At 36.6% G+C, this 19,182-nt stretch carries 23 protein-coding genes and 1 tRNA gene; 12 read left to right on the top strand and 12 right to left on the bottom strand.

The genetic code is table 11. The features are described from left to right. The first annotated feature begins 4 nt into the window (after positions 1-4). From pstA to A3EE_RS0100560, 7 genes are all read left to right on the top strand, one after another. A complete protein-coding gene (gene pstA / locus A3EE_RS0100590; protein ID WP_018341473.1) occupies positions 5-901 on the top strand; it encodes a phosphate ABC transporter permease PstA in 897 nt (298 codons plus the stop codon). 105 nt (positions 902-1,006) lie between these two features. Further along, positions 1,007-1,756, top strand: a complete 750-nt coding sequence (pstB, locus tag A3EE_RS0100585) for a phosphate ABC transporter ATP-binding protein PstB (protein WP_018341472.1) — start codon at positions 1,007-1,009, stop codon at positions 1,754-1,756. Between the two features lie 61 nt (positions 1,757-1,817). Continuing rightward, positions 1,818-2,489: a phosphate signaling complex protein PhoU gene (phoU, locus tag A3EE_RS0100580; protein WP_018341471.1), complete on the top strand. Its 672-nt coding sequence runs from the start codon at positions 1,818-1,820 to the stop codon at positions 2,487-2,489. A gap of 14 nt (positions 2,490-2,503) precedes the next feature. Then, positions 2,504-3,475: an acyltransferase family protein gene (locus tag A3EE_RS0100575; protein WP_083921226.1), complete on the top strand. Its 972-nt coding sequence runs from the start codon at positions 2,504-2,506 to the stop codon at positions 3,473-3,475. Positions 3,476-3,568: 93 nt separating this feature from the next. Then, entirely contained in the window at positions 3,569-4,414 is an 846-nt protein-coding gene (locus tag A3EE_RS0100570) for a hypothetical protein (RefSeq protein ID WP_018341469.1), read from the top strand. A 70-nt stretch (positions 4,415-4,484) separates the two neighbouring features. After that, entirely contained in the window at positions 4,485-4,847 is a 363-nt protein-coding gene (locus tag A3EE_RS0100565; protein ID WP_018341468.1) for a phage holin family protein, read from the top strand. A gap of 15 nt (positions 4,848-4,862) precedes the next feature. Then, positions 4,863-5,621, top strand: a complete 759-nt coding sequence (locus A3EE_RS0100560) for a phosphoglycerol geranylgeranyltransferase (protein WP_018341467.1) — start codon at positions 4,863-4,865, stop codon at positions 5,619-5,621. Positions 5,622-5,688: 67 nt separating this feature from the next. Here the strand turns inward: A3EE_RS0100560 and A3EE_RS0100555 are convergent, their stop codons facing one another. Together A3EE_RS0100555 and A3EE_RS0100550 are read right to left on the bottom strand one after the other, a co-directional pair. After that, positions 5,689-6,612 carry a helix-turn-helix domain-containing protein gene (locus A3EE_RS0100555; RefSeq protein ID WP_018341466.1) on the bottom strand — a complete coding sequence of 308 codons (924 nt, stop codon included), beginning with the start codon at positions 6,610-6,612 and terminating at the stop codon, positions 5,689-5,691. Between the two features lie 172 nt (positions 6,613-6,784). Then, on the bottom strand, positions 6,785-7,924 hold the full coding sequence (locus A3EE_RS0100550) for an acyl-CoA dehydrogenase (RefSeq protein ID WP_018341465.1): 1,140 nt from the start codon (positions 7,922-7,924) through the stop codon (positions 6,785-6,787). 147 nt (positions 7,925-8,071) lie between these two features. On the opposite strand from A3EE_RS0100550, the gene A3EE_RS19800 reads away from it, so the two are divergent. Then, positions 8,072-8,497, top strand: a complete 426-nt coding sequence (locus A3EE_RS19800) for a PRC-barrel domain-containing protein (protein ID WP_018341464.1) — start codon at positions 8,072-8,074, stop codon at positions 8,495-8,497. Positions 8,498-8,580: 83 nt separating this feature from the next. Here A3EE_RS19800 and A3EE_RS0100540 read toward each other — a convergent pair whose 3' ends face one another. The 7 genes from A3EE_RS0100540 to panC form a co-directional block, all read right to left on the bottom strand. Next, positions 8,581-8,784 (bottom strand): hypothetical protein, encoded by a 204-nt coding sequence (locus tag A3EE_RS0100540; RefSeq protein ID WP_018341463.1) that lies wholly within the window; start codon positions 8,782-8,784, stop codon positions 8,581-8,583. A gap of 124 nt (positions 8,785-8,908) precedes the next feature. After that, on the bottom strand, positions 8,909-9,088 hold the full coding sequence (locus A3EE_RS0100535; RefSeq protein ID WP_018341462.1) for a hypothetical protein: 180 nt from the start codon (positions 9,086-9,088) through the stop codon (positions 8,909-8,911). Positions 9,089-9,195: 107 nt separating this feature from the next. Further along, entirely contained in the window at positions 9,196-9,903 is a 708-nt protein-coding gene (locus tag A3EE_RS0100530; RefSeq protein ID WP_018341461.1) for a zinc metallopeptidase, read from the bottom strand. 4 nt (positions 9,904-9,907) lie between these two features. Then, a complete protein-coding gene (rfaE2, locus tag A3EE_RS0100525) occupies positions 9,908-10,393 on the bottom strand; it encodes a D-glycero-beta-D-manno-heptose 1-phosphate adenylyltransferase (RefSeq protein ID WP_018341460.1) in 486 nt (161 codons plus the stop codon). A gap of 4 nt (positions 10,394-10,397) precedes the next feature. Beyond that, positions 10,398-11,426, bottom strand: coding sequence for a lysylphosphatidylglycerol synthase transmembrane domain-containing protein (locus A3EE_RS0100520; protein ID WP_026209514.1), 1,029 nt, complete (start codon positions 11,424-11,426; stop codon positions 10,398-10,400). 6 nt (positions 11,427-11,432) lie between these two features. Beyond that, positions 11,433-11,780 (bottom strand): aspartate 1-decarboxylase, encoded by a 348-nt coding sequence (panD, locus tag A3EE_RS0100515; RefSeq protein ID WP_018341458.1) that lies wholly within the window; start codon positions 11,778-11,780, stop codon positions 11,433-11,435. Positions 11,781-11,803: 23 nt separating this feature from the next. After that, positions 11,804-12,655 (bottom strand): pantoate--beta-alanine ligase, encoded by an 852-nt coding sequence (gene panC / locus A3EE_RS0100510; protein ID WP_018341457.1) that lies wholly within the window; start codon positions 12,653-12,655, stop codon positions 11,804-11,806. Positions 12,656-12,790: 135 nt separating this feature from the next. Between panC and A3EE_RS0100500 the strand changes: the two genes are divergently transcribed. The 4 genes from A3EE_RS0100500 (at position 12,791) to A3EE_RS0100485 (ending at position 17,824) form a co-directional block, all read left to right on the top strand. Beyond that, a complete protein-coding gene (locus A3EE_RS0100500; RefSeq protein WP_018341455.1) occupies positions 12,791-13,609 on the top strand; it encodes a glycogen/starch synthase in 819 nt (272 codons plus the stop codon). Then, positions 13,593-14,933, top strand: coding sequence for a DUF4270 family protein (locus tag A3EE_RS0100495; protein ID WP_018341454.1), 1,341 nt, complete (start codon positions 13,593-13,595; stop codon positions 14,931-14,933). Before A3EE_RS0100500 ends, A3EE_RS0100495 begins: the two co-directional genes overlap by 17 nt. A 7-nt stretch (positions 14,934-14,940) precedes the next feature. Next, on the top strand, positions 14,941-16,776 hold the full coding sequence (gene glmS, locus A3EE_RS0100490; RefSeq protein WP_018341453.1) for a glutamine--fructose-6-phosphate transaminase (isomerizing): 1,836 nt from the start codon (positions 14,941-14,943) through the stop codon (positions 16,774-16,776). Between the two features lie 88 nt (positions 16,777-16,864). Next, positions 16,865-17,824 carry a hypothetical protein gene (locus A3EE_RS0100485; protein WP_018341452.1) on the top strand — a complete coding sequence of 320 codons (960 nt, stop codon included), beginning with the start codon at positions 16,865-16,867 and terminating at the stop codon, positions 17,822-17,824. Between the two features lie 74 nt (positions 17,825-17,898). Here A3EE_RS0100485 and A3EE_RS0100480 read toward each other — a convergent pair whose 3' ends face one another. The 3 genes from A3EE_RS0100480 to A3EE_RS0100470 form a co-directional block, all read right to left on the bottom strand. Beyond that, positions 17,899-18,393, bottom strand: a complete 495-nt coding sequence (locus tag A3EE_RS0100480) for a hypothetical protein (RefSeq protein ID WP_018341451.1) — start codon at positions 18,391-18,393, stop codon at positions 17,899-17,901. After that, positions 18,386-18,883: a hypothetical protein gene (locus tag A3EE_RS0100475; protein WP_018341450.1), complete on the bottom strand. Its 498-nt coding sequence runs from the start codon at positions 18,881-18,883 to the stop codon at positions 18,386-18,388. The genes A3EE_RS0100480 and A3EE_RS0100475 overlap by 8 nt, the downstream gene beginning before the upstream one ends. Positions 18,884-19,107: 224 nt before the next feature. Next, positions 19,108-19,179: transfer RNA gene (locus A3EE_RS0100470), tRNA-Arg, on the bottom strand. Positions 19,180-19,182 lie beyond the last annotated feature (3 nt).

Raw genomic sequence — 19,182 nt, 5'->3', positions numbered from 1 at the left:
TGTTATGGCCAAGAAATTAGGAAAGAGAATGCGCCAAAAACAAGTGCGCAAAAACAAGTGGTACGAATTTCAGGACAAATCATTTAAATATATAGCATTAGCAGCTACAGGTATTGGTGTACTTGTATTGTGTGTATTATTATACGATGTATTCTTTGACGGCTTTGGAAGATTGGATTGGAAATTTTTCTTAGACTCTTCATCCCGCAAGGCTAAAAATGCCGGTATATACGCAGCCATGGGCGGTACGCTTTGGATCATGGCATTAACAACAATAATTGCATTCCCTATTGGCATTGGTGCAGGTATTTATTTAGAAGAATATAATAAGAAGGGCAGACTTTCTAATATTCTTGAAGTAAACATTTCAAACCTTGCAGGTATTCCTTCTATCATATATGGGTTATTAGGCTTGGAAGTATTCTCAAGAACGTTGATGTTAGGTGATACAGCTATTACAGGAGCATTAACCTTGGCTTTATTAATTCTGCCGATTATTATTGTTTCTACCAGAGAAGCATTAAAAACCGTTCCATACAATTTACGTGAGGCTTCGTTTGCATTAGGTGCATCGCAGTGGCAAACGATCTGGCATCAGATCCTGCCGGCATCTATTCCCGGTATCGTAACCGGTGCGATCTTAGCTATATCGAGAGCAATCGGTGAAACAGCTCCGTTGATTGTAATTGGCGCTGCAACATATATTACCTCTGTTCCAAAATTGCCAAATGAATCGTTCACCGTATTGCCGATACAAATATTCTATTGGATCGGGAAACCTCAACACGACTTCCAGGTAAATGCAGCAGCGGCAATTATTGTATTGTTGGGTATTACATTTGTGATGAATGGTGCAGCAGTATATTTACGTTACCGTTGGCAGAAAAAAGTTAAGTGGTAATACACTTAATATAATAATCAGATCAGAAGAAAAATTGAATATAAAAGTTGAGAGGATGAATTGCTATTACAAACGATGCATTTCTTTTAACTAAAACCTCGAAAGATGAAAATTGAAGCTCAAGATGTACACGTGTATTATGGTCAGGACCATACGCTAAAGGGCGTCTCTCTTACTGTTAAGAAGAATACGGTTACTGCATTAATTGGTCCCTCAGGATGTGGAAAGTCTACGTTTTTACGTTGCATGAACCGCATGAATGACCTGATTGACAATTGTCATGTTAAAGGAAATATTTTAATTGACGGCGTGGATATTAATTCGCCATCGGTTAACATCAACGAATTGCGTAAGGCAGTCGGAATGGTTTTTCAAAAGCCAAACCCGTTCCCTAAATCCATTTTCGAAAACGTTGCATATGGATTGCGTGTGAACGGTGTTTCTAATAAAGAGTATATCAACGATAAAGTTGAATGGTCTTTAAAGCAAGCGGCGTTATGGGATGAAGTAAAAGACAAATTGAAAAAATCTGCTTTAGCTTTGTCCGGTGGACAGCAACAACGTTTGTGTATCGCCAGAGCATTGGCGGTAGAGCCTTCTATTTTGTTGATGGATGAACCTGCTTCTGCATTGGATCCGATTTCAACTTCTAAGATTGAAGAATTGATCTACAACCTGAAGGCTTCGTATACGATCATGATCGTAACGCACAACATGCAGCAGGCTTCACGTACAAGTGATAAAACTGCTTTCTTCTATATGGGTGAACTTGTTGAGTACGATGATACACGTACCTTGTTCACGAACCCTAAAAAGGAACGCACTCAAAATTATATTACCGGCCGTTTCGGTTGATCCATAACGAAACCGGAAAATAAACGTATTGTATTTTTACACAATTTGATTCAATAAAAATATGAATCTATTAGAAACAGAATTAGGAGAACTTAAAAGTGAGCTGATCGACATGACCCATCTTGTCAAAGAACAGATGGAGAAAAGCATCGCTGCATTTTATACATTCGACCACGATTTGGCGAAAGAAGTTTTAAAAAATGAAAAACGTGTAAACGGTATTGAATTAAAGATCGATAGTCGTTGTGAGCATATACTTGCCTTGTTTAACCCGGTTGCTATTGACTTACGATTTGTAGTAGCATCATTGAAAATGGTTTCGGATTTAGAACGTATAGGTGATAATGCAGAAGGTTTATGCAAGTTTTTATTAATGGCTGAAAAACCATTTGATCCGCAGCTTGTAGAAAAAATGCGTTTTAAAGAGATGAACGCAATTATTTTAGACATGCTGAATGTGTTGTGTGAATCGTTTGAAACAGACAATACAAAGCTTGCCCGTACGGTGTTTTCAATGGATGAAGCGTTGGATGAGATTAATTCAAATGCGAACGTTGCGTTGGCAGAATACATACAAGGTAACAACGATAAAGAAAAGATCATGCACGCAATTTATTTATTGTCCATGATTCGCAAAACGGAACGTGTAGGTGATTACATCACAAACATTTCAGAAGAAATTATTTTCTATGTAAAAGCGAAAGTATTGAAACATAAAAAAAATAAAGAATAAATATTTCAAGCTGAATGTTTGGGTTGCTTAGGTTTTTTTTAGCGTTAATTGTTTTATGGCATCACTTAGGTGACAATCCAGGTTCTCCGGCGTATCTCTCGGTATGGGGCTTTTATATGTTAAGCGGATTTTTAATGTGCTTAATCATGAACGAGAAATATGGATTTGATACAACCGGAAAAATAAAATATTTAAAGGATCGGGCGTTCAGAATATTTCCTGCGTATTGGCTTTCTATAATTTTATCCATCCTATTAATAAGTTTCATTCCAATAGATTTTATTAATGCATATCATGTTGCGTTAAAAATTCCGGCAGATATATTAACATGGTTTAAAAATATCTTTATTTTTGGATTGCGCCCGGGAATTTCTACAAGATTAACACCACCTGCCTGGGCATTAAATATTGAATTGATCTATTATATTTTAATAGGTTTCATTACATCAAGATCTTTTAAATTAACAGCGATAGCAACAGGTGTGTTTTTCGTTGTATGTTGCTATGCTTTGTTTAAATCTCAATCCCCTTATTCCAACATCCTTTGCAGCGGCCTGCCATTTATGCTTGGAGGATGCCTGTATTTTGGACTGAGAAAAATTAAATACAGGAATAATAATTATGTTATAGCCAATGCAATTATTTTACTGGCGTTAATACTCAGTTTTATTTTAATCGAGTTTTTTGATGCCATTCAATTCTCTATTTGGTTATTAATATTCCAGGTAGTATTCGCAATGTTTGTTGCCATTTTATTTTTTACGGCATCAGAAAAATTTAAAAGAACTGACAAGATTCTTGGAGACATGTCTTATTATATTTATTTACTGCATTGGCAGATCGGTTTAATAATAACGTATTGTTTCGGACTTAGTAAAGGAGATTATTTGGTTTGGGTAGCTATGCCCGTAGTAATACTACTCAGCGTTGCATTGGTTTTAACATTTGATCCTGTGATCTTAAAAATCAAAAAACGGTTGAGTTGATTCATACAGAGAAGCATCAGTAAATATTTTTTTAAATTGAACACTGCTGAAAAGGTATTTTTGTTTTTGTAGGTCAATGCGTATCTTGTATACATGCAAAAGTACCTGTTGTTTTTATTGATTGTGTGTTTCACATATAAAACTGTAAATGCACAGTCGAGTACAAACCAAGGCAATAATACCGTGCATAAGGAGTATCAGCAAACCTTATTTCAACTCTCGGGCAGGGTGGATGCTGTTATTGATAAACATAATCTTACCTTATACCTGGAAAGTTTATACAATACAAACGGTGTATATGCATCTATTATTGAACAAACCCGCTGGAACATAAAGCCGGGCTTTGATTGGGGCATTTCAGACAAATGGCATGTCGGCGCTTCAGAGCGGATCAATTCAAACAATGGCGGAATTTATAATTACATTACGCGGTTTTATATACAGCACCGAGGTAAGATCGGCTCCACAATTATTTTAACAGAGGCTTTGTACGAGCAGTTTAATTTTGTTGATGGAACATTAAGTAATACTTCTGTAAACGGCACTACGCTAACAAGGAGGCCGGCAGAAGGCAGAGTAAGTCTTGGTTTAGGAGTCGGGAGATTTATTGGTGTAAAGGAACATGATATTGGCATTTTCCTTTCTTATCGTCCTTATCTTCAATTTGATTATGTGCAGGATGGTGTAGCATTTTACAGCAACAGATTTATAGATTATACAAATCTGAGACTGGATGCAGGATTTTTATTTAATAAAACATGTTATACGGGTTTCTATGCGTGCAGAGATACAAACTTTTCATATGTCCCTGCTTCTGATCCGTATAATCGAAATGCGATAACACCATCGTTTGGTTTGGTATTGAATGTGCTTTTGTTTTCAAACAATATGGCCGAAAAAACGACAGACAACTTTAGTTATTTTTATACCAAACAGTAAAAATTATACCCAAACAGGGCTATAACCTAGGCTATTTTGTTAACTTTAACTTAATCTAAAATCATCCGATATGCTAAAGTTATTATTGCAGCTTTTTAATTCTGGAGTCGTTGTAGATACGGTTCAGTCGCTTTTTCAATCTAAGATTGAAAGTGTAAAAACAGATTTTTATAAAAAGCTGTCGAATGTATTGGCAAGTATTATTTTGATCATCATCATTTCATTCGTGGGTTTAATGATGTTGTTATTTTTGGGCTTCGGTTTGAGCTTTTATTTAAATCTGATCCTTGATAGCAGCTATTTAGGGTTCTTGATCGTGGGCGGAATATTTTGCATTGCCGCATGGGTTATGTCCTATACAATTCGCAAAGGGTATTTGCAGAAGAAGTTGTACGAAACAATGTTGAGTGTTCTTGAAAAAAGAAACGACTAAAAATAAATTGATCACATGCTTTCAATATACAATCAGTTAGTAGAAAAATCGGTTAAGGGAATTAAGTCATTTGCTGTATTATTAGATCCAGACAAATTAGATGCAGCTTCCTTAAAAAGAGTTATTGATCTGTCTCATGAAAGCAATGTCGATTATTTTTTTCTTGGAGGAAGTTTGCTTTCCAAATACAATATTCCGGAAATCATCAAAACAATAAAGCAGCACTCTTCTATTCCGGTAGTCTTATTTCCAGGAGGTCATCTTCAGGTGGAAGCTACAGCAGATGCAATTTTATTGTTGTCACTTATTTCAGGCAGAAACGCAGATTTTTTAATTGGTCAACATGTAGTTGCCGCACCGCTTATAAAGCAAAGTAATTTGGAAGTCCTTCCAACAGGTTACCTGTTGGTGGATTGTGGTAAGCAAACCACTGCTTCGTATATCAGCAACACAACACCGTTGCCGTACGACAAGCCAGGTATTGCAGCAGCTACAGCTATGGCTGGGGAAATGTTGGGTCTGAAGCTGATGTATCTGGACGGTGGAAGCGGCGCAATGCAGCCGGTAGATACCAATATGATTAAAGCGGTAAAAAAATCTGTAGCATGTCCGCTTATTGTAGGTGGTGGCATTAATAGCGTAGCGAAAGCAGCAGCAGCATTTTCAGCAGGCGCAGACGTTATTGTTGTAGGAACAGGTATTGAAAGTGATCCTGAGCTTATGGTAACCATTTCAAAACAGGTTGCAAATTCCAATCTTGAAAAAGCCCGTTAAAAAAAGAAGCCACTTATTTCTAAGCGGCTTCCCTAAACTGAACGGTATTTAATTAAACATAAACTTTCTAGATATTCATCAGAGACTCTCTGCGTCTCATTTTTCCTGCCGGTATTCCAAACATCATTTTAAAACGACGACAGAAATACGCAGTGTCTTTGTAACCTACTTCACCACCAATTTCACGGATACTTTTCTTAGATGTTCTAAGTAAGTCAACCGCTTTTTCCATACGTTGGTATTCAATGTAATCCTGAGGATTAATACCTGTCAGCATTTTGAAATATTGACCAACATAATCTTCAGAAACGTTTGCAACACCTGCTAATACTTTGTTTGACAAATCACCACCAAGGTATGTTTTGATGTAAGCAAAAATATCCAACAAGCGTGGATCTTTGAAGTATGTGCTGTTTGTAGCAAGTCTTTCAACAAATAAATTTTTACGAAGAATGAAACGGATGATCTCAACAACGATACGATCTGTATTGATATTGATCACACGGTCTTTGCCGGCTTCATCTGCAAGATCTTCCTCAACAGTGTCAAGAATGTATTGACTTAGTTTTGGAGTATCTGTAATAATGAATGGAGGAATATCAAGTGAGGTAAAGAAGTTAACAGAGTCAAATACTTTTGCTTCAAAAGAAACATAACTGAAAGAGTTTGCATCTGTACCAATCAATGTTGGGTCTGTTACAGAATTAAGAAACTTCTCTCTATTCGTAAGCAACTCTTCATTTGATAATTTAATTGTATTGCCTGAACCGTAAGAAATAGAAACAGATCTTCCGCCCGGTATAAATAACAATTCGCCTTCCTTAACTTTAGTACGCTCTTCTCCAAATGAGATCTCTCCTTTATGAAGAAGCACGATCATATTACTTACGTCATAATAATTATCTACCGTAAGAGATTGAACAATGCGTATGGATTTAGATTTGATGTAACGAACACCTAGTGATTCAATAATTTTATTATAATCTTCCATGACAGTCCACTATATTTGGATAATAACAAGAAAAAAGATTCGACAAAATTCCTTTTGTATTTGTACGAAACTAATACAAAAATTGAGTAAACACAATAAAAATGTAAAAAATATGGCTAACAATTAAACTTTTATAAGTTTTTGGAGTTTTTTAAATTATGGGTTAATGTTATTATTTGAATAATTCGCGTCCAATCACCATTTTTTGTATTTCTGAGGTGCCTTCATAGATCTGCGTAATTTTGGCATCGCGCATCATTCGCTCAACGTGAAATTCCTTTACAAAGCCATAACCTCCATGGATCTGAACCGCTTCAATTGTAACGTCCATAGCTACTTGAGAAGCAAATAGTTTGGCCATTGCAGCCGCTTCTGTATAGTCTTTATGCTGGTCTTTTAAATAAGCTGCTTTTAGTACAAGTAAGCGCGCCGCATCAATTTTTGTAGCCATATCAGCCAATTTGAACTGAATTGCCTGATGGTTAAAGATCTCTGTTCCAAAAGATTTACGCTCTTTAGAATAGTTAAGAGCCAATTCCAATGCTCCTGAAGCAATCCCGAGTGCCTGAGCAGCAATGCCTATTCGGCCGCCATTTAGTGTTTGCATCGCAAATTTGAACCCAAACCCATCTTCTCCGATACGGTTTTCCTTCGGAACCTTTACATCTGTGAACATTAAAGAATGGGTATCGGAAGCACGAATACCCATTTTATTTTCTTTTTTTCCTACCACAAAACCCGGGGTGTCTTTTTCAACGATAAAGACATTTATACCCTTATGTTTTAATTCAGGGTGCGTTTGTGCGATAACCAAATAGATAGATGCTGTACTGCCATTTGTGATCCAGTTTTTTGTTCCGTTTAAAATATAGTGATCACCTGACTCTACAGCAGTAGTACGTTGTGAGGTCGCGTCTGAGCCTGCTTCAGGCTCAGATAAGCAGAATGCGCCTATTAATTCGCCCGATGCAAGCGGCTTTAAATATTTCTGCTTTTGCTCTTGGCTACCATAATGTTCAATTCCCCAACACACCAGTGAGTTGTTAACAGACATACATACGCCTGTAGATGCATCTATTTTACAAATCTCTTCCATAGCCAGAACATATGAAACCGTGTCCATACCTGCACCACCATATTGTTCGGCTGTCATGATACCCATCAAACCCAACTCTCCAAGTTTTTTAACTTGTTCCTTAGGGAATTTTTGTAATTCATCGCGTTCAATCACACCTGGCAATAGTTCGGTTTGAGCAAAATCTCTTGCAGCAATTTGTACCGCTTTTTGTTCTTCTGTTAGTTCAAAGTTCATAGCATCTTCAGAATCTAAATGTATATTAATGTACGGTTAAATAAATCAATTGTTTGAACGAATACATAGAAATTACGTATTAAATCTTTATATTGATTATATACAACCGTTTATCTAAATAATCATTCACTTTTAAACAATACTTTTATGAGCACTTTCGATCAAGACAACAAAACAGGCAAAAACCACACCGGTGTAAATGCCAACTGGCCTGTAAAATTCTTAACGGCAACATCAATTATTGGAGACGATGTTTTAAATGAAAAGGATGAAAAGATTGGCGTTATTAAAGATGTCATGCTTGACATCCGCAGAGGAATTATTGAATATGTGGTTGTTGAAAGCAGTGGCTTCTTAGGCTTCAATGACAGACTATTTGCTCTGCCGTTTGCAGTATTGAAAATAAAGCAAAGCAAAAAGGCTTTCGTTATTGAAAATGGTTCAGAGCTATTGAAAAAAGCTCCTGGTTTCGATAAGGCACATTGGCCTGAAACAAACAGCCATAATTATGCGCAGGCAGAAGGTTTCTGGGACATCAGTTTCATGGGGCCAAATGCGGGATCTTCATTCTAAAATAAATAGCATTTATACAAAATAAAAAACCTTACCAACCCCGATCAGGGTTGGTAAGGTTTTTTATTTACAAGAAAGATAGATTAGTGCGTAGCGTCTTTAACATCTTCTTTCACTTCTTTCGACTTGTCTTTTGCTGCATCTCCTGCATCATCCGTGGCATCTTTAATATCTTCGCCAGCTTCATGTAAATGGTCTTTTGCTTTTTCAGCAGGAGTTTTTTCTTTGCAAGAGACTACGCCAGCGCCTAATATCGCTGCGAATAAAATTACATAAATACGTTTCATAAGGTGGTTGTTTTAGTTTGTATAATAAGATACAAACTTTCTTTGTAAAACAAAAAAGCCTTACCGTTGGATATAACGATAAGGCTCTTCATAAAATGATTGTTCTATTATTAGTCGTCACGACTTAATGAGCATCATCACCATTTTTGGTGGTTTTTTTGGACTCTTCTTTAATAGTTTTATTCACACTATCCGCAGCCTCTTCGATGCGATCTTTGGGTGTTTCAGAAGAAGTTTTGTTTTCACACGAAAACATAGATGCGCTTAATGCCGCAGTAAATAGAATCACATAAATACGTTTCATAGCATAGTTGTTTAGGTTATATAATAAGTTAGAAAGAATCTTTTAAATAAAAAACCCTTATCATTGAGATCAACGATAAGGGTTTTGAAAGAATTTTTCTGCTATGTTTAGTCGTCGCGACTCATACCCAAATACATCATTACATAATAAAGCAACTGAGCAAATGCGCCTATGGCAACAACAACGTATGTTCTGGCAGCCCATTTTAATGCGTCCTTTGCCATATCATGTTCTGCTGCATTTGTAACGCCTCTGCTTTCCATCCATGCCAGTGCTCTGTTGCTGGCATCAAATTCTACTGGTAGAGTTATAAGCGCAAACACCGTTAAGACAAGGTTGCATGCAATGATGATCAATAATACAATCGGTAGAGCTCCTGGACCTGCAAAGAACATACCGCCAAAGATCATAACCATCATAAGTACATTCAAAATAGTAGCACTAACGTTTTGAATGGGAACCAATGTAGAGCGCAATTCAAGCATACTGTATGCCTGTGCATGTTGCAAGGCGTGACCACATTCGTGCGCCGCAACTGCTGCTGATGCAGCACTTCTGCCATTATAGACATCCGTACTTAAGTTAACCGTTTTGTCGCTTGGATTGTAATGGTCCGTCAGTCTGCCTTCAACAGAGATTACTTTCACATCATAAATGCGGTTGTCGCGCAGCATTTGTTCTGCGACTTCTTTGCCCGACATTCCGGATAGCAAGGTAAATTTAGAATATTCTTCAAATTTACTTTTTAACTTATGGCTCACGTACCAGCTTGCCAGCATGGTCGCGATACTTATGACAACAATAACACCGAACATAATTTTATTTGGTTAAACTGTTTTTGATTTTTTCGATGATTCCGGTTGTTGAATAGCCTTCAACTAAGTCTATTGTTTTTACCGAACCTCCATGTTCAATAACAAAATCTGCACCAACAATTGTATCAACCGTATAATCACTTCCTTTTACCAAAACATCGGGCGAAATGGCAGTAATTAACTCCAATGGAGTAGGTTCATCGAACAAAATGACAGCATCTGTACAGGCTAAGGCCGCAAGCATGCGTGCCCGTGCTGTCTCATTGTTCAACGGACGCTCTGGTCCTTTTAAACGTTTTACAGAGGCGTCCGTGTTTAGTCCGACAACAAGCCTCGTTCCTAAATTCCTGGATTTCTCTAAATAATCGATATGCCCAAGATGTAGAATATCAAAACAGCCGTTTGTAAAAACAACTTCGCCTTCCTGCTTCCATTTTGCAATCAATGCTGCACCATCTTTTACCGAAACAATTTTATCTGCGTTTGCCATTTTATTATTCTGCTTTTAAATCTGCGTATTCTGTTTCTTTATTTTTACCAATCAACAATGAAATTACAAAACTAATTCCACCAAATACAACAACGGTCATTGCTTGAGAAGTGTGAAGTAGAAAAGCGTACGATACACCATTTTGTTCTGAAACTCCATAGATGACCAATGCAGAAGAAACCAATAGGTGAAATACTCCAATACCTCCTTGTACAGGCGCCGACATCCCCAATGCACCCACTACCAGCAACACAAGACCAGCACCCATTCCTAAATGAGCAGTAGGTTCAAATGCAAAGAATACAGTATAGGTCATAAAATAATAACAAACCCATATAAGGATAGAATGAAATAAGAACTGCCATTTCTTTTCCAGATCTTTTATTCCGATAACACCTTTCCATACACCGCTTATAAAGGCAGCGATATTTTGATATAAAGTGTTTTGTTTAATCTTATTCCGCAGCATCCAGATCACTGCGGATAGGGTAATCAGTACTACAACAACAATGAGTAACACCAGATACATGTGTTGCAGACTGGAAAAAAGATTGCGGAATTTATTGATAAATATATCGCTCAAAAAACCACTGATAAGCGAAAATTCGAATACGAATGTCAAACCAATCACAATCAATAATCCGATCAGATCAAAAACACGTTCTGCAACAACACTTCCAAAAGTACTGTTAAAAGGGGCTTTTTCCATTTTGTTTAATATCAGACAGCGTGCAACTTCACCTGCCCGTGGCAATAACAGATTTGCAAAATAACCAGACATCAACGCTAAAAATGTTTTATAAACAGGAGGCTTTATATCAAGCGGCTCCAGCAGTAAATTCCAGCGCACAGCTCTTGACCAATAGGCTACAATAGAAACCAAAACCGAAACAGCGATCCAGAAATAATTTGCATGTCTGAAGTCGTCCGCAATTTTATTCGGATCCTGATCTTTTAAAACGTACCAAAATAACAAGCCACCAAGACCGAGCATAAGCACGTACTTGATGGCGTTTTTTAAAATTGAGTTCATAATGTTTTAACTAAGTCGATTATTTTCATCTGGGAAAATAAGCGTTGGCTTCCATTTTTTTGCTTCTTCAAAATCCATTGAAGCATAAGCAATCACAATTACAATATCTCCGACAGCAACTTTACGCGCTGCAGGCCCATTTAAACAGATGGTTCCGCTATGCTTTTGACCTTTGATAACATATGTCTCAAAGCGCTCTCCATTATTGATATTTACGATCTGAACTTTTTCGTTTTCGATAATATTAGAGGCTTCCATTAAAGCTTCATCGATTGTGATGCTTCCAACATAATGCAATTCAGCCTGAGTAACTTTAACGCGATGGATTTTAGATTTTAATATTTCAATATTCATGACAATGATTTAATCGATCAAAATTATAAAATAATAACTAGATTATCGATAAGGCGAACACCTTCGATATGAGCGGCGATGCAAACAGCAACTTTCGAAACCCCTTTAATCTCGGTTATAGATTCAAGGGTATCGCCATTTACAACTTCAAGATACTCTATTTCAATTTCTTTAAATGTATTTAAATAATTTCCCCCTACGGTAACTAAGGTACTTGTAGATCGTTCTCCTTTGCTGATTGACTGCTTAATGAGAGAAAGTGCTGCAAATAAATTTGAAGCGACTGTTTTGCCGGCATTACTTAAACGCATATTGCGGGAAGACATTGCCAGGCCATTCTGTTCTCTTACAATAGGACAAGCAATTATTTCAATCGGAAAGTTCAATTCACGCACCAATTGATTGATCACAGCCACCTGCTGCAAATCTTTTTGTCCGAAATATGCTTTATCGGGCGAAACAACATTGAATAATTTCGAGACCACAATTGCCACACCGCTGAAATGGCCCGGACGATGCGTTCCTTCCAGGATCCGGTCTAATGCACCAATATCGATCGATAGTTTAGGCGGAGAAGGATAGAATTCCTCAACAGAAGGAATAAACAGAACGTCACAGCCTGCTTGCTCCATCAGTTGAATGTCTTTTTCCTGCTGAATGGGATATTTTTTGAAATCTTCTGCGTTGTTGAATTGCAAGGGATTCACAAAAATACTCGCAATACAAAGCGCATTTTCAGCTTTTGCTTGCTTGATAAGTGAAATATGGCCCTCATGCAATGCTCCCATGGTTGGAACAAATCCGATGGCTTTAGATTTACGCTTTTCATCGGCTATATGAAGGCGTAATGCGTTAATGGAACGAATACAAATCATTTGGGTGTAAAACTGCGCATTTTACACCAAAAATCAAGGCATCTACTAGCTTTTGACTTGAAAAAGTCACATATTTTTCGTAGTTTTGACCTGCCGTAATATGTCCGGTTTTATTTTCCATCTAAAAAAGGGTATATGTCTAAATTGAGAATCCTTTACGTTGCCAGTGAAATCAACCCTTTTTTACAGTATTCAGAAGTAGGTAAAATGCTACGCAAACTACCACAAGCCATGCAGGAGCGAGGCTTAGAGGTGCGTATATTGATTCCTCGTTTCGGATTGATTAACGAACGCAAAAACCGTTTACATGAAGTTGTTCGCCTTTCAGGTATCAATATTTCAGTAGGCGAAGAAGAGAAACCTCTTATTATCAAAGTTGCATCCATTCCAAATGCGAAATTACAAGTTTACTTTATCGACAATGAAGACTATTTTCAAAGAAAATACGTTTTCCATGACAAAGCAAATAAGTTTTACGACGACAACGACGAACGAGCAATATTCTTTTGCAAGGGAGTAATGGAAACAGTAAAAAAACTGGGCTGGGCACCGGATATCGTTCATTGCAACGACTGGATGACAAGTTTGATTCCGCTATATCTTAAAACACGTTATAAATTAGATCCTGTATTTAAAGATGCGAAGTCTGTATTTACAGTTCATAACAACCCGATCAAATTCAAATTCGGCAAAGACCTATTAAGCAAAGTTAAGATGCTTGATATTGAAGATAAAATGTTGTCTAATCTGAATACCGGAGATTACGAAGGCTTTATCAAGATCGGATTGGAATATGCAGATGCGGTTATAAAAACAGAATCTGATTATACAGAAAGTATCAGCAAGTTATTTGCAGAAACAGAAAAGAATAAAAAAGTTGAATTATTAGCAGCAACTGATGAAACGTTGGATGAAGAGAAGTATTATAATTTTTACAATGAATTGGTGGGCTAAGTTTTGCTCACCTGCTGTTTCAATAATTTGTTTAATATTAATAATCACCTCCTGTAAAAAGGAAGGTGATTTTAATTTAGGGGGTACCCCTGGTGGAGGATCTAATGTTGGTGTGCAATACACGGATACCATCACACTGACCAATCAGACTTTCCTGCTGAACGACTCACTGATTAGTGCAAGACCTGCGAACCTGTCTTTTGGAGCTTACTCAGATCCGGGTGTTACAGGAGTTACCTATGCTGAAGCATATTCTTCGTTGACGTTGGGCTCAAGCTATGTTGACTACACAGGGGTGACGATTGATTCATCTAACTTGTACTTGTATTATGATTATGCATATGGTGACACATTGAGTGGACAAGATCTTGCGGTGCATCAGGTAACAACTCAGATGGACGTTTCAGTACCTTACCAAACAACTACGGGTTTTGTTACATATGACCCAACAATCGGCGGTTCAAAGTCGGGCATTAAAGCTATCGCAAGTCAAAAAAATACAGTTACTATCCCATTGGCAAATACATTTGCATCAACAATTTTAGGTGCTGCAGATGATAGAAGCAACATCGACTTCAACAGCAATTATTATGGAATTGTTGTAAAATCAAACAACAATTCTACAGGCAGCGTTATTCGTGGTTCCTTTTCAAATACAGCACAAACAATAACAACCAGATTGATTGTTTATTTCAAAAGAGGTTCTGTAGCAGATTCCGCGGCGTTTTATTTAGTACAGAATACTGCTTCATTTAACCGGGTTATCACAGATCGTAGCAGTACACCGATTTCTTCGTTGGTATACAACACGGATAATCTTACAGATGCTGCAACGAATAATAAATGTTATATACAGGCAGGCACAGGCGTTGTTACGAAAGTAACGATCCCTTATCTGAAGAATTTAGCAACGATAGACGGCGCTTCGGTAATTATAAATAAAGCCGTGTTGATCGCGCCGATTGATGAAACAAGTAATCAACAAAGTTATTGGCCGGTCAGAGATTTAGGTCTTTTAGAATTGAATCCGGACAATACATATAAATACAGGAATGGCGTGTTGGCTTACGTGCCCGGCAGTTACCCGAATAATCTGGGTGCATATCCGAGTGTGACAGCGTCAGGAATAGATATTACAACAACGTCATATAGTTTTGATATTACACGATACCTTCAGTTTTTATTAAGTGGAAAGTATCCAAATGACGGGTTTATACTTAACCCTATTTTCAATTCGTATTATACAAACAGAGTTGTATTAAACGGCACAAATGCATCAACAAACAGGATGCGCTTAGAAATATATTATACCAAGGTAAAGTAGGTTTATTATGTGTGGAATTGTTGCATATGTAGGTCATCGTGAAGCATGCCCGATTATTATAAAAGGCCTGAAAAGACTTGAATACAGAGGCTATGACAGTGCCGGTATTGCATTGATGACAGGTGAGTTATCGGTGTATAAGAAAAAAGGTAAGGTTAGCGAATTAGAAGCATTCATTAAAAATTTACCGATCAGCAGTACGATTGGTATTGGTCATACACGTTGGGCAACACACGGCGAGCCGAATGATGTGAATGCCCATCCGCACTACAGCTCAAACAAAGAGTTGGCCATTATTCACAATGGTATTATTGAAAACTACGCTTCCTTAAAAACGGAGTTAGAAGCAAGAGGTCACGTATTTTTAAGTGAAACAGATTCAGAAGTATTTATCCATCTGATCGAAGATGTAAAGCAAAATAACGATTGCTCACTGGACGAAGCAGTGCGTTTGGCTTTGTCAATGGTAGTTGGCGCATATGCGATTGTTGTAATGAGCAACAGCGACAAGGAAATGCTTATTGCTGCACGTAAAGGAAGTCCTCTTGTAATCGGTATTGGCAAAAAAGAATTTTTCTTAGCTTCAGATGCATCGCCGATCATTGAATACACAAACGATGTAGTGTATTTAAATGATTATGAAATAGCGATCATCAACAAAGGTGAGTTAACAATCAAAAATATAAATGCGGTAACGCAGACTCCATACATTCAAACACTGGATCTTGAATTGGATCAGATTGAAAAAGGAGGGTACCCGCACTTCATGCTAAAAGAAATCTTTGAACAACCTAAGTCGATCAAAGATAGTATGCGCGGACGTGTGAATGCCTCATTAGGACATTTACAATTAGGCGGTATTCTTCAGTATGCGAATAAACTTACCAATGCAGAACGTATTATTATCGTAGCATGCGGTACATCCTGGCATGCAGGCCTTGTTGCCGAATATTTATTCGAAGACATTGCACGTATTCCGGTAGAAGTAGAATATGCTTCTGAATTCAGATACAGAAATCCGATCATCAGAGAAGGAGATGTTGTGATTGCAATCTCTCAATCCGGAGAAACAGCAGATACCTTAGCAGCTATTGAATTAGCAAAATCAAAAGGTGCAGTGATCTTTGGTGTGTGTAATGTGGTAGGTTCATCTATTTCAAGAGCATCACACGAAGGTGCTTATTTGCACGCTGGTCCGGAGATTGGTGTAGCAAGTACGAAGGCGTTTACAGCACAGGTTTCCGTATTGGCCATGATGGCTATTATTGTTGGAAATAAAAAAGGAACGATTACTGAAAGTCAATACATCGCATTGCTTACAGAGCTTGAAGCAATACCGCAGAAAGTTGAAAAAGCATTGCAAAGCAACGAACAGATCATTGAAATTGCTGAGAAATTTAAAGACGCTAAAAACTTCCTGTACCTGGGAAGAGGATATAATTTCCCTGTAGCGTTAGAAGGCGCATTAAAATTAAAAGAAATTTCCTACATCCATGCAGAAGGATACCCTGCTGCAGAAATGAAACATGGTCCGATTGCATTAATTGATGCTGAGATGCCGGTATGTGTTATTGCACCAAAAGATAATTCATACGAAAAGATCGTTTCGAATATTCAGGAAGTGCGTGCGCGTAAAGGACGTGTAATTGCTGTAGTTACAGAAGGGGATACGCATATTAAAAATATGGCGGAATATACTATTGAGGTTCCTGCTACACACGAAGCATTGATGCCATTATTGACGGTTATTCCATTGCAGTTATTATCGTACCACATTGCGGTAATGCGCGGCTGTAACGTAGATCAGCCGAGGAATTTAGCGAAGTCGGTAACGGTAGAGTAAGAAAAATATATAATCCATTAAAAGCCACAGATCATATCTGTGGCTTTTTTATTATTAGATTTTTTGGCAAAACAATTATCTTTAATCTATGAAACACACTTTGATAATTTTAATATTTTCGTTTCTGAGTTTTATAGTAACCGGAAAACCAAAAGTAGATTTAAGTACTAATAAGCATATTAAGGAGTTGTCAGACAGCCTTGCAATGTTAAAAAAAATCAATGCTGATCTTAGTATTGTAAAGGATGAGAAATTGGCACTTTTACAACAAAGACTTAATCAAGCGTCAGATACGATAGCCAATCAAAACGCTTTTGTAACGAGTTTTGGAGTGATTTATACTATTCTTACCATAATAATTGCCTTATTAGCTATAGGCATTCCATTAATCTCATATTTTTGGGGAATTAAGCCGTCTCATGATTTCATAAATGAGGTGAATAAAACTATTGATCTTAAGATAGTGGAATCTATCCAGGAAAGTAATGCAAGACAGTTTGAAAAGGCTATAGAGCAACTGAATCATGGAAATTCAGATGAAAAGAATGCTGCTAATAGATATTTTCAAACGAACCATAATATGGAGCTTACTAATCAGCAGGCTTTTGACATAGTTCATATTTTGGATAATGTCAAAAATAACACTTCGACAATATCCTTACTCAATAAAATTATTGGCAATGTAGAAACAGACTACGCAACTAAATATTTTGATAGAAGCCTTAATGATACTAATAAAAGTCAACAGCAAAAACAGGATGCTATTGTTTATTTGATTAAGAGTGGCACAATAAAGAATATTGTCAAATTAAGAAAAGCTGGAAAGGCTATTAAAGGAGGAGTTATAAATACTATTACGTGGACTTCTATTTGGCGTCATGCGGAAGTAATCCCTCTTTTAAATGACAAGGAAATGATGGATTTAGTTGATTCGAATAGTTTAGAGCAAATCAATTTAAACCCTACCCATTTTATGGAGACATGGCAGCTCTCAAAGGAAGATTTTGAAAAAACTTATCTTTATACTAGAGTTTTAACAATTCAATAAAAGCTCGTTAAAACAAAAAGACCTCGTTGATATTTTCCGTGGGCTTTGTTATTAATTAATAGTAGTTTGAAATATTATTTACAAGAAATATATTCCAAACTATCTTCTTTTAATTTCGAGCAACCAATATAGATGGGGCTGAATTCATATTTATATGTCAGTGAAAAAAATTTCTGAATGTTGTTTAGGTGTCTTAATGCTTTTGCTAAATGTTTTTCAGAAGTGAAATGTACTCTGATATCGGCTTTACTTATTGGATCGTCTTTATCACTACATAAATATCTAGACCTTCTTGACAATCCTTGAAGAGCTAAATATGATAAATAAGCTTCTTCGTTGAACATAGATGGATTCACAGCTAGATATGCATTTAATGCTTCACTTACTTTTCCATGGGTTCTATAATGTTGATTAATAGTATGGGCAATATGGGCATTTGCTAAATGCAATGCACTGTAAAAACTTATAGTAACTTGCCAATCCCAACTTTCGGGAATATTAGTATTAACTTTTTCTAAAAAATCAATATTCTTAACAGCTTGGTTAAGGTGTTCACTATGATTAGCCAAGTTGTATCGACTTTAAAATGTTTTGATAATGAGGGGGTGCTTCAATATGGTCAGCGTCTTCTAGAATTGTTGAGCTGATATGAAAACCATACTGATAATTCTTAGCATTAGCTTTAGCTTCAGCTTTGTAAAGTGCCATTTCAGTTTCTTCATCATCTTCTTGGATTTCAGCCCAAACTAAAACTTGAGAATCAGTATGATCTAGGTATAATTTTAATGGGTTAATATTTAAAGTTTTTAATTCTTTAATATAATCCATTACTAAATTACTTATAAAGTATTGTGTACTTTTTTCCCTCATTTCAAAAACAAAATTTGTAGGGTTTCCAAAAATTGCATTATTATAAAACCCTTTTGTTTCTTCAGATGCTATCCCCATTTCTAAAAAATCCCGATCAGTATTAATATGATGTATTAATAACTCAAACCATTGATTTCTTTTTTCATCAATTGATTCCTCTTCAGAAGAAGGCTTAGTTTTTTCGATCATAATTTAATTAGATAGCTTTTGGGAAGCCCTATATTTTTCAGTTAATAAAATACTCATTAATAATTTTAAGATTATATATACTAATGAATATTTGAATTTTTCACAAAGTTACGTTTTATATATAATATACGTATAGAATATGTACTAGTTATGAGAAAAATTTGAATATAGCAACAATTCAAAATTTTATATTTTTAAAGTCAACACAAGTTGAACTAAAATAGTGGCTCCGGCAGGAATCGAACCTGCATCTAACGTTTAGGAAACGTCTATTCTATCCATTGAACTACGATGCCAGT

The organism is Cytophaga aurantiaca DSM 3654 (assembly GCF_000379725.1).
GTDB lineage: Bacteria > Bacteroidota > Bacteroidia > Cytophagales > Cytophagaceae > Cytophaga > Cytophaga aurantiaca.
This window is presented reverse-complemented; position numbering and strand designations above follow the sequence as displayed.